Annotated in this window: 16 protein-coding genes; 7 read left to right on the top strand and 9 right to left on the bottom strand. The window is 70.1% G+C overall.

What is annotated here, in order from left to right:
- Nucleotides 1–32 precede the first annotated feature (32 nt).
- The 3 genes from M5362_RS15460 to M5362_RS15470 are packed head-to-tail and all read right to left on the bottom strand — an operon-like array spanning nucleotide 33 to nucleotide 2,410.
- Nucleotides 33–1,010, bottom strand: coding sequence for an ABC transporter substrate-binding protein (locus M5362_RS15460; RefSeq protein ID WP_260228113.1), 978 nt, complete (start codon nucleotides 1,008–1,010; stop codon nucleotides 33–35).
- Between the two features lie 49 nt (nucleotides 1,011–1,059).
- Nucleotides 1,060–1,719: an ABC transporter permease gene (locus M5362_RS15465; RefSeq protein ID WP_260228114.1), complete on the bottom strand. Its 660-nt coding sequence runs from the start codon at nucleotides 1,717–1,719 to the stop codon at nucleotides 1,060–1,062.
- Between the two features lie 4 nt (nucleotides 1,720–1,723).
- On the bottom strand, nucleotides 1,724–2,410 hold the full coding sequence (locus M5362_RS15470) for an ABC transporter permease (RefSeq protein WP_260228115.1): 687 nt from the start codon (nucleotides 2,408–2,410) through the stop codon (nucleotides 1,724–1,726).
- A 142-nt stretch (nucleotides 2,411–2,552) separates the two neighbouring features.
- Between M5362_RS15470 and M5362_RS15475 the strand changes: the two genes are divergently transcribed.
- Nucleotides 2,553–3,740 (top strand): ABC transporter ATP-binding protein, encoded by a 1,188-nt coding sequence (locus M5362_RS15475; RefSeq protein ID WP_260228116.1) that lies wholly within the window; start codon nucleotides 2,553–2,555, stop codon nucleotides 3,738–3,740.
- On the opposite strand, the gene M5362_RS15480 is transcribed toward M5362_RS15475, so the two are convergent.
- Nucleotides 3,727–4,842: an esterase family protein gene (locus tag M5362_RS15480; protein WP_260228117.1), complete on the bottom strand. Its 1,116-nt coding sequence runs from the start codon at nucleotides 4,840–4,842 to the stop codon at nucleotides 3,727–3,729. The genes M5362_RS15475 and M5362_RS15480 overlap by 14 nt on opposite strands.
- Nucleotides 4,843–5,007: 165 nt before the next feature.
- Between M5362_RS15480 and M5362_RS15485 the strand changes: the two genes are divergently transcribed.
- From M5362_RS15485 to M5362_RS15510, 6 genes are all read left to right on the top strand, one after another.
- Entirely contained in the window at nucleotides 5,008–6,870 is a 1,863-nt protein-coding gene (locus M5362_RS15485) for a phosphatidylglycerol lysyltransferase domain-containing protein (protein WP_260228118.1), read from the top strand.
- A gap of 28 nt (nucleotides 6,871–6,898) precedes the next feature.
- A complete protein-coding gene (gene folP / locus M5362_RS15490; protein ID WP_260228119.1) occupies nucleotides 6,899–7,759 on the top strand; it encodes a dihydropteroate synthase in 861 nt (286 codons plus the stop codon).
- Nucleotides 7,756–8,214, top strand: coding sequence for a nuclear transport factor 2 family protein (locus tag M5362_RS15495; protein ID WP_260228120.1), 459 nt, complete (start codon nucleotides 7,756–7,758; stop codon nucleotides 8,212–8,214). Before folP ends, M5362_RS15495 begins: the two co-directional genes overlap by 4 nt.
- A gap of 201 nt (nucleotides 8,215–8,415) precedes the next feature.
- Complete coding sequence (gene folB / locus M5362_RS15500) at nucleotides 8,416–8,775, top strand: dihydroneopterin aldolase (RefSeq protein WP_137988623.1); 360 nt, start codon at nucleotides 8,416–8,418, stop codon at nucleotides 8,773–8,775.
- Nucleotides 8,772–9,371, top strand: a complete 600-nt coding sequence (gene folK / locus M5362_RS15505; RefSeq protein WP_260228121.1) for a 2-amino-4-hydroxy-6-hydroxymethyldihydropteridine diphosphokinase — start codon at nucleotides 8,772–8,774, stop codon at nucleotides 9,369–9,371. The genes folB and folK overlap by 4 nt, the downstream gene beginning before the upstream one ends.
- 49 nt (nucleotides 9,372–9,420) lie before the next feature.
- Nucleotides 9,421–9,906, top strand: a complete 486-nt coding sequence (locus M5362_RS15510) for a DUF3180 domain-containing protein (protein ID WP_260228122.1) — start codon at nucleotides 9,421–9,423, stop codon at nucleotides 9,904–9,906.
- A gap of 96 nt (nucleotides 9,907–10,002) precedes the next feature.
- Here M5362_RS15510 and M5362_RS15515 read toward each other — a convergent pair whose 3' ends face one another.
- The 5 genes from M5362_RS15515 to tilS form a co-directional block, all read right to left on the bottom strand.
- Nucleotides 10,003–10,992 (bottom strand): hypothetical protein, encoded by a 990-nt coding sequence (locus M5362_RS15515; RefSeq protein ID WP_260228123.1) that lies wholly within the window; start codon nucleotides 10,990–10,992, stop codon nucleotides 10,003–10,005.
- A gap of 67 nt (nucleotides 10,993–11,059) precedes the next feature.
- Entirely contained in the window at nucleotides 11,060–11,668 is a 609-nt protein-coding gene (folE, locus tag M5362_RS15520; RefSeq protein ID WP_260228124.1) for a GTP cyclohydrolase I FolE, read from the bottom strand.
- A gap of 98 nt (nucleotides 11,669–11,766) precedes the next feature.
- Nucleotides 11,767–13,800, bottom strand: coding sequence for an ATP-dependent zinc metalloprotease FtsH (ftsH, locus tag M5362_RS15525; RefSeq protein WP_260228125.1), 2,034 nt, complete (start codon nucleotides 13,798–13,800; stop codon nucleotides 11,767–11,769).
- 161 nt (nucleotides 13,801–13,961) lie between these two features.
- Nucleotides 13,962–14,501 carry a hypoxanthine phosphoribosyltransferase gene (gene hpt, locus M5362_RS15530; RefSeq protein ID WP_260228479.1) on the bottom strand — a complete coding sequence of 180 codons (540 nt, stop codon included), beginning with the start codon at nucleotides 14,499–14,501 and terminating at the stop codon, nucleotides 13,962–13,964.
- A 41-nt stretch (nucleotides 14,502–14,542) separates the two neighbouring features.
- Nucleotides 14,543–15,565 (bottom strand): tRNA lysidine(34) synthetase TilS, encoded by a 1,023-nt coding sequence (gene tilS / locus M5362_RS15535; RefSeq protein ID WP_260228126.1) that lies wholly within the window; start codon nucleotides 15,563–15,565, stop codon nucleotides 14,543–14,545.
- Between the last annotated feature and the right edge of the window lie 66 nt (nucleotides 15,566–15,631).

The following is a 15,631-nucleotide window of genomic DNA, read 5'->3' on the forward strand; positions in this document are numbered from 1 at the left end:
GTCAGGACCGGGCCGACCCCCCTTACCGGTCCTTACTTGCTGACCAGGCCCTTCGACTGCAGATAGGCCTTCGCCACGTCCTCCGGCTTCGCCCTCTCGGCATCCACCTTGCGGTTCAGTTCGGCGAGATCGGCCGTGGTGAGGACCTTTGTGATCTTGTCGAGGGCGGCGGCGATCTCGGGCGATCCCGCGTCCTTCGCATTGACCACCGGCAGCACATTGTCGGCGTTCTGCAGCTTCTTGTCGTCGTCGAGGAAGACCAGCCCGAAGCTCTCGATCGTGGCGTCCGTCGTGGTGGTCAGCACCAGCTGGTCCACGCCGTCCTTGACCGCCTGCTTGGACTGCGGGGTGCCGACGCCCTTGGGGTCGATCCCGGTCACGTCGATCCCGTAGGTCTTCTTCAGACCCGGCGCGCAGAACGGCCGTATCTCGCATTCGTCGCCGGCCGCGATCTTCACCTTCAGCTTCGCGGCACCGAGATCGGAAAGCGTCTTCAGCTTGTTCTTCTCGGCGAATTCCTTCGACACCGCGAAGGCGTTCTGGTCAACCGCCCCACCGACCGCGAGGACCTTCAGTCCACGGGGCTCCGCGAGCTTCTTCAGCGCCTCCACCGTGGCAGCCGCGTCCCCGGACGCGACCGGCTTCTCCTCGGGCGCCTTCGGGCCGTTCACCTTCGCATTGAGGAATTCCGCGATCGTCGCCGCGTATTCCGGTACGACGTCGATCTCGCCCTTCTCCAGGGACGGTTCGTACAGCTCGCGGTTCTTCACCGTGGTGACGGTCGCGGAGTATCCGGCGTCGTTCAGCACCTGCGCGTAGAGCTCCGCGAGCACCTTGGACTCGGTGAACGCCGCGGCGCCCACGACGAGCGAGCCCTTCGCCGAACCGGACGCGCCGCCGCTGCCGCCCTTCTTCCCCTCTTCCAGGCTGTCGCCGCCACAGGCGACGAGCGAGACGGTCAGCGCCGCCGTACCCAGTACCGCACCCGCGATACGCGAGGTCCTGCTCACGATGTCACTCCTAGGTCGTCGTTCCGTCGTCACAAGCGGTTCCGTCGGTTCAGGCACGCCGTCCGAGCAGCCGGTCCGCCCCCACCAGCACGAGCTCCACGACGAGGGCGAGCAGGGCCACGAGCAGGGCGCCCGCGACCACCTGGGGGGTGTCGTACGTGTTGAAGCCGGCGGTGATGATCCGGCCCAGGCCCCCCTGGCCGACCATCGCCGCGATGGTCGCCGTGGCGACCACCTGCACGGCGGCCGACCGCAACCCTGTCATGACCAGCGGCCGGGCGAGGGGCAGTTCGACCTTCCGGAAGACCTGCCCGCCCGACATCCCCATGCCCCGCGCGGCCTCGACCACCGCCCGGTCGACCTCGCGCATCCCCACGTACGCGTTGGTGAGCAGCGGCGGCACCGCGAAGAGCACCAGCGCGATCACCGTGGGGACGTAGCCGGCGTTGCGCAGCGGCGACACCATGAAGAGCGCCAGGACCGCGAAGACGGGGATCGCCCGCCCCACGTTGGAGACGTTCACGGCGAGCGCGCCGCCCCGGCCGAGATGTCCGAGCCCCAGCCCCAGCGGCAGCGCGACGGCGCAGGCGAGGAGGAGCGCGACCCCGCTGACGTACACATGCTCACCGAGGCGGTGCCACACCCCGCCCTCGCCCGCCCAGTTGGCGCCCGTGCCCAGCCAGCTCCAGGCGTCCGCCACGATCCCCATGCCTCTACTCGCCCCCCGGGGCCGTGCGTATGCGGGTCCACGGCGTGAGCAGCCGCTGCACTCCGAGGAGCAGCAGATCCGCGACCACCGCGAGCAGGACGCACAGCACGGAGGCGGCGAGCACCTGCGCCTTGAAGAACGTCGGCAGCGCGTCCTCGATGAGATTGCCCAGACCGCCCCGGCCGACGATCGAACCGACCGTCGTGAGCGCGATCGTCGAGACCGTCGCCATCCGTATGCCCGCCATCAACGCCGGAAGCGCGAGCGGGAGTTCGACCTCCCACAGCAGCCTCGCCGAGCCGTACCCCATACCGCGCGCGGCCTCCCGCGCCTCGGCGGGGACCGCGTCCAGGCCCGCCACCATGTTCCGTACGAGAATCGTCAGCGAGTACAGCACGAGGCCCGTCACCACCAGCGCGGCGGAGAGCCCGAAGAACGGCAGCAGCAGCGAGAACATCGCCAGCGACGGAACCGTGTAGAGCAGCGTCGTCAGGCCGAGCACGGGGCCGGCGAACCGGGGCCGCGACCGCACGAGGAGCGCCAGCGGAAAGGCGACCGCGACGCCGACGACCACGGACACGACCGTGATCCCCACGTGCTGGAGCAGCGCGTCGCCCAACTCCTGGCTTCGGGTGCGCAGATACTCCCCGCAGATCCAGTCGTTCGTCACCAGACAGTTTGCCGCGCTCATGTACCCTCCCCCCGGTCACCCACCGTGCCGAACACCTGTCTGGTCGACCCTAACCCCCGGCACCGACAATCGCCGAGGACCGCCACATCGCGGCAACACGCCCTTCACACGCACCCGTCCCGCACGCGTCAGAATGGGGAACATGATCCGGTTCGAGCATGTGACCAAGCGGTACGCGGACGGCACCACCGCCGTCGACGATCTCTCCTTCGAGGTCGCCGAGGGTGAACTGGTCACGCTCGTCGGCCCGTCCGGCTGCGGCAAGACCACCACCATGAAGATGGTGAACAGGCTCATCGAGCCGACCGGGGGCCGCATACTCCTCGACGGCCAGGACATATCCGCGGTCGACCCGGTCCAACTGCGCCGCCGGATCGGATACGTGATCCAGCAGGTCGGCCTCTTCCCGCACCGCACGGTCCTCGACAACACCGCGACCGTCCCGCACCTCCTCGGCGCCCCGCGCGCCCGCGCCCGCGCCCGCGCCGCCGAACTCCTCGACCTGGTCGGGCTCGACCCGAAGAAGTACGGCGACCGCTACCCCGAGCAGCTCTCCGGCGGCCAGCGCCAGCGCGTCGGCGTGGCCCGCGCGCTCGCCGCCGACCCGCCCGTGCTGCTGATGGACGAGCCGTTCGGCGCCGTGGACCCGGTGGTCCGCGAGCACCTCCAGAACGAGTTCCTCCGTCTCCAGTCGCAGGTCCGTAAGACCGTCCTACTGGTCACCCACGACCTGGAGGAAGCCGTCCGCCTCGGCGACCGCATCGCCGTCTACGGACAGGGCACGATCGAGCAGTTCGACACCCCGGCCAGGGTCCTCGGCGCCCCCGCCACCCCGTACGTCGCCGACTTCGTCGGCGCGGACCGCGGCCTGAAGCGGCTCTCGGTCACGGCGGTGGACTCCGCCGCCCTGGAGGACGTCCCGGTCCTGCGCGCGGACGACACCGCCCCCGACGCCACCCGGTCCGACACCGCCCCCGCCTCCACCCGGTCCGGCGCCCCCTGGTCCGTCGTCCTCGACGCCGAAGGCCGCGTCACCGGCTGGGTGTCCGCGGACGAGCCCGGCCGCACCCGCCCGGCCCCGGACCCGGTCCCGCTCGGCGCCACCCTCCGCGAGGCACTGGCCGCGCTGCTGCAGAACGACACCGGCTGGCTGCCCGTCACCGACCCCGCCGAGGGCGGCCGGTACGCCGGCGTCCTCACCCCGGCCGCCGTCCACCGGGCCCTGCGCGCGGCGTCCCCGGAACCGCGGCCGGAAACGGAGGCGGAACCGCGGCCGGAACCCGCGTCGGAGACGGACCCCGAGCCGGGCAGGAAGATCAGTTCGCGCTGAGCCGCCCGCTCATCCACACCAGGCCCGGCGGGATCTCCCGGTTCCAGGTGTTGAAGTTGTGCCCGCCGCTGTCGAGCGTGATCGAGGAGACCCGCGCCGGGGCCTTCACCTTCTTGATGAAGTCGAGCGTCCCGCGCAGGTTCCCCTCGCCCTGCTTCGACGTCGTCACCAGGAACGACGTCGACGCGCCCCGCGGCCGACGGTCCAGGCTCCACAGCAGGTCCGCCCGCTTGCGCGCCCGGTCGTCGCCCTTGAAGAGATCGCCCGTCGTCACGTCCTCGGCCGCCTTGTAGTACGCCGAGAAGCCGGCCCCCGCCGCGAACCGGTCCGGGTGGTGCATCGCTATCTTCAACGCGCAGTAGCCGCCCGTCGAGTTCCCCATGAACCCCCAGTTCCGGGCCTTCGTCCCCACCCGGTACGTCTCCGAGACCGCCTTCGGCAGGTCCTCGGCGAAGAAGGTCTCGGTCTGCGGCCCGCCCGGCACGTCCACGCACTCGGTGTCCCGCGGCGGCGCGACGGTCGGCCGCAGCATCACCAGGATCATCGGCCGCATCCTCTTCTCCTTGACCTGCGTGAAGGCGGTCTTCGGGTACTTCAGCCCCTTCAGGAGGTTCTCGGCCGTGCCCGGGTAGCCGGTCAGCACCACCGCGGCCGGGAACGTGCTCGACGCGTACGCCTTCTGGAAGTACTCCGGCGGCAGGTACACGTACGCCGGCGACTCGATGCCCGACTTCCGGCCGGCGACGACGACCTTCTGGATCTCGCCGCCGACCGACGGCCGGGAGGCCCCGGGCACGTCCAGCGTCTGCCTGCCGACGACCTTGACGTCCTTCGAACCGGCCGAGTGGTCGACGACCACCCCCATGTCCTGCTCCTGCCCGAAGAGGTCGGCCCAGGAGCCGTAGAAGAGGAAGGAGTTGTTCGCCGCGAGACCGACCGAGGCGAAGAGCGCCAGCTGGGTCGCGAGCAGCAGTCCGACCCTGCCGAGAACGGCCCGCACACCGCCACGGGCCAGCCGGGGCCACAGCCAGACCGTGGCCACGAACAGCACCACCGCCAGCGCGACGGCCAGCGCCAGAACCTTGTTGCTGGTGAGACCCATGAGTCGCCCGAGCCCTCTTCCTGAGAATTTCCTGTGGGTGAATGAACCCGCTCCCCCGCGAGGCCGTCCTAGAAAGCGCAAAACCTCCGGACCGGCCCGCCCCTGACCACCGCGCGGCCACCGGAGATCGAATCTTTCGCGGAGCCACGGGAAGCACGGGAAGCGATGTCTGTCACGGTAGATGGGGACAAATCAGGATTGGTTCCGGTTCGGGTACGCCGGATTCTGCACGGACCTCGGCCCGAGAAGGTGCCCTCGCTCGTCGGTACGGCCTGCACCCTCATCGGCCTGATCGACATCGCCGCGGGCGTCTTCCCGCGCTTCCGGGCCAGCCGGATGCACGCCGTCGCCGAGGTCCTGCCCGGCACGCTCGGACCGCTCTCCGCGGCCCTCTCCCTCAGCGCAGGCGTCCTCCTCCTGCTGCTCGCCCACGGCCTCAAGCGCCACAAGCGGCGCGCCTGGCGAGCCGCCGTCGTCCTGCTGCCGCTCGGCGCCGCCGCCCAGTTCGTCTGGCGCCACTCCGTCCTCGGCGCCCTGCTCTCCCTCGTCCTGCTCGCCCTGCTGCTGCGCCACCGCAGCCAGTTCGCCGCCCTGCCCGACCCCCGCAGCCGCTGGAAGGCGCTCGCCAACTTCGTCCTCATGGGCGCCGGATCGATCCTCCTCGGCCTGGTCATCGTCAGCGCCCACCCCCGCCGCGTCATCGGCAGCCCCAGCCTCACCGACCGCCTCGAACACGTCCTGTACGGACTCTTCGGCTTCGAAGGCCCCGTCGGCTACACCGGCAACGTCGACTGGACCGTCGGCTACTCCCTCGGCGCGCTCGGCATGCTGACCGCCCTCACCACCATCTACCTGGCCTTCCGCCCCGAACACCCCGCCGCCCGGCTCACCGAGGACGACGAGACGCGCCTGCGCGCGCTGCTCGACAAGCACGGAGCCCGCGACTCCCTCGGCCACTTCGCGCTCCGCCGCGACAAGGGCGTCGTCTTCTCCCCCAGCGGCAAGGCCGCCGTCTGCTACCGCGTCGTCTCCGGCGTCATGCTCGCCAGCGGCGACCCCATCGGCGACGTCGAGGCCTGGCCCGGCGCCATCGACCGCTTCATGGACGAGGCCAAGGCCCACTCCTGGACCCCCGCCGTCATGGGCTGCTCCGAGACCGGCGGGGAGGTCTGGACCCGCGAGACCGGCCTCGACGCCCTCGAACTCGGCGACGAGGCGGTGGTGGACGTCGCGGATTTCTCCCTCTCCGGGCGCGCCATGCGCAATGTGCGCCAGATGGTGAAGCGGATCGAGCGCAACGGCTACACCACCAAGGTCCGCCGCGTCCGTGACCTGTCCGACGGCGAACTCGCCCGCGTCCGTCGCGCCGCCGCCGACTGGCGCGGCACCGACACCGAGCGCGGCTTCTCCATGGCACTCGGCCGCATCGGCGACCCTGGCGACGGAGACGCCGTCATAGCGACCGCCCACAAGACGGACGAGGCGGCGGGAGACGGGCGGGCGGACGACGCCGACTCCCCCTACGGAGACCTCAAGGCGATCATCCACTTCGTGCCCTGGGGCACCGACGGCATGTCCCTCGAACTCATGCGCCGCGACCGCTCCGCCGACCCCGGCATGAACGAGCTGCTCATCGTCGCCGCCCTCCAGGAATCCCCCCGCCTGGGCATCGAACGCGTCTCCCTCAACTTCGCCATGTTCCGCGCGGCCCTCGCCCGCGGCGAGAAGATCGGCGCGGGCCCCGTCCTGAGACTCTGGCGCGGACTGCTCGTCTTCCTCTCCCGCTGGTTCCAGATCGAGTCCCTGTACAAGTTCAACGCCAAGTTCCGGCCCCGCTGGGAACCCCGCTTCGTCGTCTACCGCAAGAGCCGCGACCTGCCCCGCATCGGCTTCGCCGCCATGCAGGCCGAGGGTTTCGTCAACCTCGCGCTGCCCCGCCCCTTCACCCGACGCCGGTCCACCGCCGGCCCCCGCCCCTGCGCCCACGTCGTCACCCCACAGGCCGACCAGGAGGTCCGCGCGGCGTGACCGAGGCCCCGGGCCCTACGCTGGGCGTATGAGTACGTCGATCGGTCGGGGCACGGCCTTGGGCCTGCCGGAGTGGGACCGCTGCGCGGTCATGGGCGTCGTCAACGTGACGCCGGACTCCTTCTCCGACGGCGGCCGCTGGTTCGACACCACGGCCGCCGTCAAGCACGGACTCCACCTGGCCGCCGAAGGAGCCGACCTCGTCGACGTCGGCGGCGAGTCCACCCGCCCCGGCGCCAGCCGGGTCGACGAGGAAGAGGAGCTGCGCCGGGTCGTCCCCGTCGTCCGCGGCCTCGCCTCCGAAGGCGTCACCGTCTCCGTCGACACCATGCGCGCCTCCGTCGCCCACGCAGCCGTCGCGGCGGGCGCCACACTCGTGAACGACGTCAGCGGCGGCCTCGCCGACCCCCGGATGGTCCCCGCCGTCGCCGCCGCCGAGGTCCCCTTCGTGGTCATGCACTGGCGCGGCTTCAGCCAAGACATGAACAGCCTCGCCGTCTACGACGACGTCGTCGTAGAGGTCGTCACCGAACTGCGCCACCGCATGGAGGCCGTCGTCGAGGGCGGCATCGCACCCGAGCGGATCGTCATCGACCCCGGCCTCGGCTTCGCCAAGCACGCCCCCCACGACCTCGCCCTCGTCGCCCACCTCCCCGAACTGCGCGCCCTGGGCCGCCCGCTGCTCGTCGCGGCCTCCCGGAAGCGCTTCCTCGGCCACGTCCTCACCCGCGAGGGCGCCACCCCGCCCCCGGCCCGCGAACGCGACGCCGCCACCGCCGCCGTCTCCGCCATCGCCGCCCACGAAGGGGCCTGGGCCGTCCGCGTCCACGAGGTCGGAGCCACCGCCGACGCCGTCCGAGTCGCCAGAGCCGTCGAAGGAGCCCGGTGACCCACCAGACCGACACCGAAGCGGTCGAGGCCGCGAACACCGCCTTCTACGAGGCGATGGAGCGCGGCGACTTCGAGGAGATCTCCGAGCTCTGGCTCGACGACGGCGCCACCCCCATCAGCTGCGTCCACCCCGGCTGGCCGGTGCTCTCCGGACGCGGCGAGGTCCTGCGCTCGTACGCCCTGATCATGGCGAACACCGAGTACATCCAGTTCTTCCTCACCGACGTCAAGGTCTCCCTCGCCGGCGACGTGGCCGTCGTCACCTGCACCGAGAACATCCTCAGCGGCGGGCCGGCCGAGGACGGCGCCGAGCTCGGCCCGCTCGTCGGCCAGCTCGTGGTCGCCACCAATGTGTTCCGCCGCACATTCGAGGGCTGGAAGATCTGGTCCCACCACGGCTCCCCCGTACTCACCGAATCGGACGACGAGGAGGACGAGGAACCGGGCGCCTGACGGGTTCCGGGGGCCGATCGGGTGATCCGTCGGATTGGAATCCGGACCTCTGGGTAGGGGCCGCACTCAGCCCCTGTGGCCGCCGCCCGAACCCCCGTGGGCAAGCGCTGTCGGTGCCCGCAGGTAGATTCGATGCTGGACACCCGGCCGTCCGCACCCGGCTGCGTGGCCACAAGAACTACGACAGCAGGAGTGATTCGCGTGGATCGTGTCGCGCTGCGCGGCCTCAAGGCCCGAGGACACCACGGCGTCTTCCCCAAGGAACGCGAAGAAGGCCAGACCTTCATCGTGGACCTCGTCCTCGGCCTGGACACCCGCCCCGCGGCCGCCGACGACGACCTGACGAAGACCGTCCACTACGGCGTCGTGGCGGAAGAAGTCGTGGACGTGGTCCAGGGCGAGCCCGTCGACCTGATCGAGACGCTCGCCGAGCGGATCGCCGAGCAGTGCCTCAAGCACGCCGGAGTCCAGGAGGTCGAGGTCGTCGTCCACAAGCCGGACGCGCCGATCACGGTCCCCTTCGACGACGTGACCATCACCATCACCCGGAGCCGAGTATGAAAGCCACGCACAGCGACCCCACCGTGCAGCCCGTACCGGCCTCCGTCGTGGAGGCGGTCGACGCCGCCGACGTGACCCTGTCGAACCCGAAGTGGGCCGTCATCGCGCTCGGCGCGAACCTCGGCAACCGTCTGGAGACGCTCCAGGGCGCCGTCGACGCCCTGGAGGACACCCCGGGCCTCCGGGTCAAGGCCGTCTCCTCCGTGTACGAGACGGAGCCCTGGGGCGTCGAGCCCGGCAGCCAGCCCTCGTACCTCAACGCCGTCGCGCTCGTGAAGACGACCCTGCCGCCCAGCTCCCTCCTGGAGCGGGCACACGCCGTCGAAGAGGCCTTCCACCGGGTCCGCGAGGAGCGCTGGGGCGCGCGCACCATCGACGTCGACATCGTGGCGTACGCCGACGTGGTCTCCGACGACCCCGTCCTCACCCTTCCCCACCCCCGCGCCCACCAGCGCGCCTTCGTGCTCGCCCCCTGGCACGACGTGGACCCCGACGCCCAGCTGCCCGGACACGGCGCGGTCGCCGAGCTGCTCACGGCGGTCGGCCACACCGGCGTCGTGCCGCGCGCCGACCTGGAACTCCGTCTGCCCGAGTAGTCGTTAGGCTCGTGGAAGACCGCCCGCGAGACGACACGAAGGACACCCGGTGAAACAACTGCGGCTCAAGGTTCTCGCCGGACTGTTCATCGTGGCCGGAATCCTGTCCTGGGGCGCGGCACGCCTCTGGGACGCGGTCGGCACCCTGCCGAGCGTGCCGCTCGCGGCGCCGATCGTCCTCGCGTCGATCGCGGTCGTCCTGACCGCGACGGCCCTCTCCCTCCGCTCCCGCCTGAAGGCCCAGCGCGAGCGCCGCCCCGGCGCGAAGGGCGTCGAGCCGCTGATGGCGGCCCGCGCGGTGGTCTTCGGCCAGGCGAGCGCCCTGGTCGCCGCCCTGGTCGCCGGCATGTACGGCGGTGTGGGCGTCTTCCTCCTGGGCTCCCTGGACATCCCGGCCCGCCGCGACCAGGCGATCTACGCCGGCTTCTCGGTCCTGGCGGGCTTCGGCGTGATCGCGGCGGCCCTCTTCCTGGAACGCGTCTGCAAGCTCCCCGAGGACGACGAGAACGGCAAGGGCACGGCCCCGGTGGCCTGAGGCTCGGCGACAGACCCCGTCGATGCCGTCGGAGAAGCCCGGGAACGCCGACTGGGCCATGCGCGCAGGCTCACGGCCCCCTCTGACACCCCGGCCCTACCTGGGCGCGCGCACGAGATGCCCGTTGACCAGGAAGCTGGGGTGCGGTTCGAGCCGGTAGCTGTAGAACGTGAAGGGCTTGGCACCGAGGGCGGGGCGGGGGCGGACTTCGCGGACCTGGATCCAGGAGGACTCGGGAGGGTCGATGCGGTGGCGCTCGGGGACGAAGGTGCCCCTGCTCTCCCAGCGATCCGACACGCAGAGCTGGGAGCCCCTCGTCCGTGAGGGGGTGAACCGCGCTCCGATGATCTGAGCCAACTCGGCCAGGAACGGCGCATTGGCGCTCACGATCATGCGCCCCGGCCAGCTCTTGATGCGGCAACCGTCACCGTCGACGTATCCGTCGAGGAAGCCGTCGAAGGTGTCGATGTCCCGGAGTACCACCCGCGGAAAGCGCTGCCGCATGTGATGCGCGTCCCCGCCCACGTAGTGGCGCAGCGCGTCGGACAGGTACGACGACACCACCCGTACCCGGAAGCCCGCGAGATCCCGCTTGAGGTAGCCCGACGGCCGGCTCACCGACTCCACCCGGGCCGGTAGCCCCGTGCATGCCGTCAGGGCAGCTGCGTACCGGGACGCGAAGTCCTCCTCGTTCACGACGAGCGATACATAGTTCTTGCCGACCGTCCCGTCGGCGCACGTGGCCCCGACGAAATAGCCGAACTCGTATCCCGGCTCAATCGTCGGCCGCTCCCTGCACAGCTTCCGTGCGAGCGTCCAGGCGACCGTCGTCCCCACCGCGTCCCTAGCGGGTGTCCACCCGTTCTGCGTGGCGAGCAGCAAGTCCGGGCTGGCGATGAACGCCATGTGGTCCGTGACCACTTCGACGGCACACCGGGTCTTGGCCGCCGTCACTCCCACCACCGTGGTCTGCGCCGTCCGATCACCGTCCAGCGTCCACAGCAAACTGCCGAGAGCCACGTTCCTCGCTTGGGTGCGGCCCTCGACCAGGTTCACCAGCATCTTGCTGGAAAGCCCGTACCCCATACCGATCCCCCTTGATCAGCGATCCCTCCACTGATCAAGGACGGTATGGAGCAAGGCGGACAGCATGCTACGAACGTGCCAATATCAGAGACATGGCCTCGGAACGTGTAGTAGCGTCACGCAGTTGACCACGTACCGCCGAGGTCGTCGTCTTCGCGCCCGGCTTGCGGATGCCGCGAAGCGACATGCACATGTGCTCGGCCTCGATGACGACGATCGCGCCACGCGCCTCAAGGATGTCCATCAGCGAATCGGCGATCTGCGTCGTCAGCCGCTCCTGCACCTGCGGACGGCGAGCGAAGACATCGACGAGGCGCGCCAGCTTTGACAGGCCCGTAATTTTGCCCGTTTCCGCCGGAATGTAGCCAATGTGAGCTACGCCATGGAATGGCAGCAAATGATGTTCGCATTGCGACGTCAGTTCGATATCTTTCACGAGCACCAGCTCGTCGTGCCCCAGGTCGAACGTCGTCGTCAGGACGTCCTCCGGCTTCATCCAAAGCCCCGCGAAAAGCTCCCTGTACGCCCGCGCCACCCGCGCCGGCGTCTCCCTGAGGCCCTCGCGGTCCGGGTCCTCGCCGACCGCGATGAGGAGCTCTCGTACGGCGTTCTCGGCGCGCTTCTCGTCGAACTCGCCGATCGTGCCCTCGCCGTCCAACGTCACCGGGTCGGTCATCTGTGCCTCGTTCCTCTGAACTGATGTGCGCGAAAATGAGCCGCGCCCCCACAGGCTAAAACCTGTGGGGGCGCGGCTTCCATTCCGGGTGGCCGGGGTCAGGACTCCGGAGTCTCCTCCGGGGCGACCTCGATGGCCTTGGTGGTGTCCACCGTCGCCGTCGCCGCCGACGAGCCGTTCGCTCCGTTCGTCAGTGCCAGCTCCTTGGGGGAGAGCACCGGCGGGCGGGTCGAGGGCGTACGGCGGGACGAGCCCGTCCAGGCCGGTCGGGCCGGGCGCTTGACGATCGGCGCGAAGATCTCGGCGATCTCCTCCTTGCCCAGCGTCTCCCTCTCCAGGAGCTGCAGGACCAGGTTGTCGAGGACGTCACGGTTCTCGACGAGGATCTCCCACGCCTCGTTGTGCGCGGTCTCGATGAGCTTCTTGACCTCTTCGTCGACCAGCGCGGCGACCTCTTCCGAGTAGTCGCGCTGGTGCGCCATCTCACGGCCCAGGAACGGTTCGGTGTTGTCGCCGCCGAACTTGATCGCGCCGAGCCGCTCGGTCATGCCGTACTGCGTGACCATCGCGCGAGCGGTGGCCGTGGCCTTCTCGATGTCGTTCGCCGCGCCCGTGGTCGGGTCGTGGAAGACGAGCTCCTCCGCCGCGCGCCCGCCCAGCATGTACGCCAGCTGGTCGAGCATCTCGTTGCGGGTGGTCGAGTACTTGTCCTCGTCCGGGAGCACCATCGTGTAGCCGAGGGCCCGGCCGCGGGACAGGATCGTGATCTTGTGGACCGGGTCGGAGTTCGGCGAGGCCGCCGCGACCAGGGCGTGACCGCCCTCGTGGTACGCGGTGATCTTCTTCTCCTTGTCCGACATGATCCGGGTCCGCTTCTGCGGGCCCGCGACCACACGGTCGATCGCCTCGTCCAGCGAGTGGTTGTCGATCAGCTTCTTGTCCGAGCGGGCGGTGAGCAGCGCCGCCTCGTTCAGGACGTTGGAGAGATCGGCACCGGTGAAGCCGGGCGTGCGACGGGCGACGGCGCCGAGGTCGACGTCCGGCGCGACCGGCTTGCCCTTCTGGTGGACCTTGAGGATCTCCAGACGGCCCTGCATGTCCGGACGGTCGACGGCGATCTGCCGGTCGAAACGGCCGGGACGCAGCAGCGCCGGGTCGAGGATGTCGGGCCGGTTCGTGGCGGCGATCAGGATGACGCCGCCCTTCACGTCGAAGCCGTCCATCTCGACGAGGAGCTGGTTGAGGGTCTGCTCGCGCTCGTCGTGGCCACCGCCGAGTCCGGCACCGCGGTGACGGCCGACGGCGTCGATCTCGTCGACGAAGACGATCGCCGGGGCGTTCGCCTTGGCCTGCTCGAAGAGGTCGCGGACCCGGGAGGCACCGACACCGACGAACATCTCGACGAAGTCGGAACCGGAGATCGAGTAGAACGGCACGCCGGCCTCGCCCGCGACGGCGCGCGCGAGGAGGGTCTTGCCGGTTCCGGGCGGGCCGTAGAGCAGCACACCCTTGGGGATCTTGGCGCCGACGGCCTGGAACTTCGCCGGCTCCTGGAGGAACTCCTTGATCTCGTGGAGTTCCTCGACGGCCTCGTCGGAGCCCGCCACGTCGGCGAAGGTGGTCTTCGGCGTGTCCTTGGTGATCAGCTTGGCCTTGGACTTCCCGAAGTTCATGACTCGGGAGCCGCCGCCCTGCATCTGGTTCATCAGGAACAGGAAGACGACCACGATGAGGACGAAGGGAAGCAGCGAGAGCAGCACCGACAGGAACGGGCTCTGCCGCTCAGGGGAGACGGTGTAGCCCTTGTCGAGGTCGCCGGAGGCGGACTGCTCCTGGAGCGTGGTGGTCAGGTTGGCGCCCTGGTCACCGATGTAGCTGGCCTGGATCTTGGTGCTGCCGCCGTACTTGTCCTTGTCGGCGCCCTTCTTGAGCTCGACCTTGATGACCTGCTCGTCGCCGGTCGTCAGCTTGACCTGGTCGGCCTGCTTGTCATTGATCGCCTGGACGACCCTGCTGGTGTCCACCGTCTTGTAGCCCTCGGACGAGCCGACGACCTGCATCAGCACGACCACGGCGAGGACGGCCAGCACGATCCACATGACCGGCCCACGGAAGTATCGCTTCACGTCCATCCATACGGAGCGAGAACGCTCCGTCCCTCCTGCCCGTAGGTAAATGCTGCTGTGAGAGCTGCTATGAGAAAAAGCTGTTCTTCGGACGGTACCTCAGCCTGGTGACCCGTGACCGCCTTCCTCTGCTCCAACGGCGGGAGGGCGGTCCGGGTTCCCGTGCGTCAGCCTCCGTAGACGTGCGGCGCGAGCGTGCCGACGAAGGGGAGGTTGCGGTACTTCTCGGCGTAGTCGAGTCCGTATCCGACGACGAACTCGTTGGGGATGTCGAAGCCGATCCACTTCACGTCGATCGCGACCTTGGCGGCGTCCGGCTTACGGAGCAGGGTGCAGACCTCCAGGGAGGCCGGCTCGCGCGATCCGAGGTTGGACAGCAGCCAGGACAGCGTCAGACCGGAGTCGATGATGTCCTCGACGATCAGGACGTGCCTGCCCTTGATGTCGGTGTCGAGGTCCTTGAGGATGCGGACGACGCCCGAGGACTGGGTGCCGGCGCCGTAGGAGGAGACGGCCATCCAGTCCATGGTGACGGGGGTGGACAGCGCGCGCGCCAGGTCCGCCATCACCATCACGGCGCCCTTGAGGACACCGACGATGAGCAGGTCCTTGCCCGCGTACTCCGCGTCGATCTTCGCGGCCAGCTCGGCCAGCTTCGCGTCGATCTCTTCCTTGGTGATGAGCACCGACTTGAGGTCGGTGCCCATGTCCTTCTCGTTCACCCGGGTCACTTTCGTTGCAGCTTGCGTCAGCCTTGCCGAATGACCAGTCTGCCACCCTGCCGTCGTGCCTCGACGCGGCCGGGCAGATTGATGGCGCCCTGGCCGCGCCAGCCGGTGATCAGCCGGTCGACCTCCTCGATGTGGCGGGCGAAGAGGGAGCCGGCGGGTGCGCCCTCGGCGATCATGGCGCGGCGCAGGATGCGGCGGCGGACGGCGGGCGGGAGTCCGAAGAGTTTGGCGCATTCGAGCCGGCCGGCCTCGTCTCGTACGGCGGATTCGGCGTCGGCGGCCCAGGAGTCGAGAGCGTCGGCGTCGTCGCGGGAGAGCTGGGCCGTACGGGCGAGGGCTTCGACGACACCCTTGCCGAGGGCCTTCTCGAGGGCGGGGAGGCCTTCGTGGCGGAGCCGGGAGCGGGTGTAGGCGGGGTCCGCGTTGTGGGGGTCGTCCCAGACGGCGAGTTCCTGGGCGACGCAGGCCTTGCGGACGGTCTGCCGGTCGAGCTCCAGGAAGGGGCGGCGGTAGCGGCCGGCGGCACCGGAGACGGCGGCCATGCCGGACAGGGAGCGGATGCCGGAGCCGCGGGCGAGGCCGAGGAGGACGGTCTCGGCCTGGTCGTCGCGGGTGTGGCCGAGGAGGACTGCGGTGGCGCCCCGGCGCTCGGCGGCCTCGTCGAGGGCGGCGTAGCGGGCGTCGCGGGCGGCGGCCTCGGGCCCGCCTTCGCGGCCGACGGTGACGGCGACGGCTTCGACGGGGTCGAGGCCGAGTGCGGACATGCGTCCGGCGACCTCGGCGGCCCGTTGTGCGGAGCCGTCCTGGAGGCCGTGGTCGACGGTGATGCCGCCGGCGCGGACGGCGAGTTTGCGGGACTCGAAGGCGAGCGCGGAGGCGAGCGCCATGGAGTCGGCGCCTCCGGAGCAGGCCACGAGCACCAGGGGCGCGGGGGCCGGGGGGCTGGTCGTCTCGGTGTCGGTCTGGTGCTCGGTGAGGACGTCGTGGAGTACGCGGCGGACCGCCAGGCGTATCGCCGCGACCGCAGGATGGGGACCCATGTCCGGTGCCCTTCGTGAAGGAGTGGGGTGCCTCGGTCGGAGTCTTAACGGTCGGAAGAGGGGGTT

Source organism: Streptomyces sp. Je 1-79, from assembly GCF_025195125.1.
GTDB lineage: Bacteria > Actinomycetota > Actinomycetes > Streptomycetales > Streptomycetaceae > Streptomyces.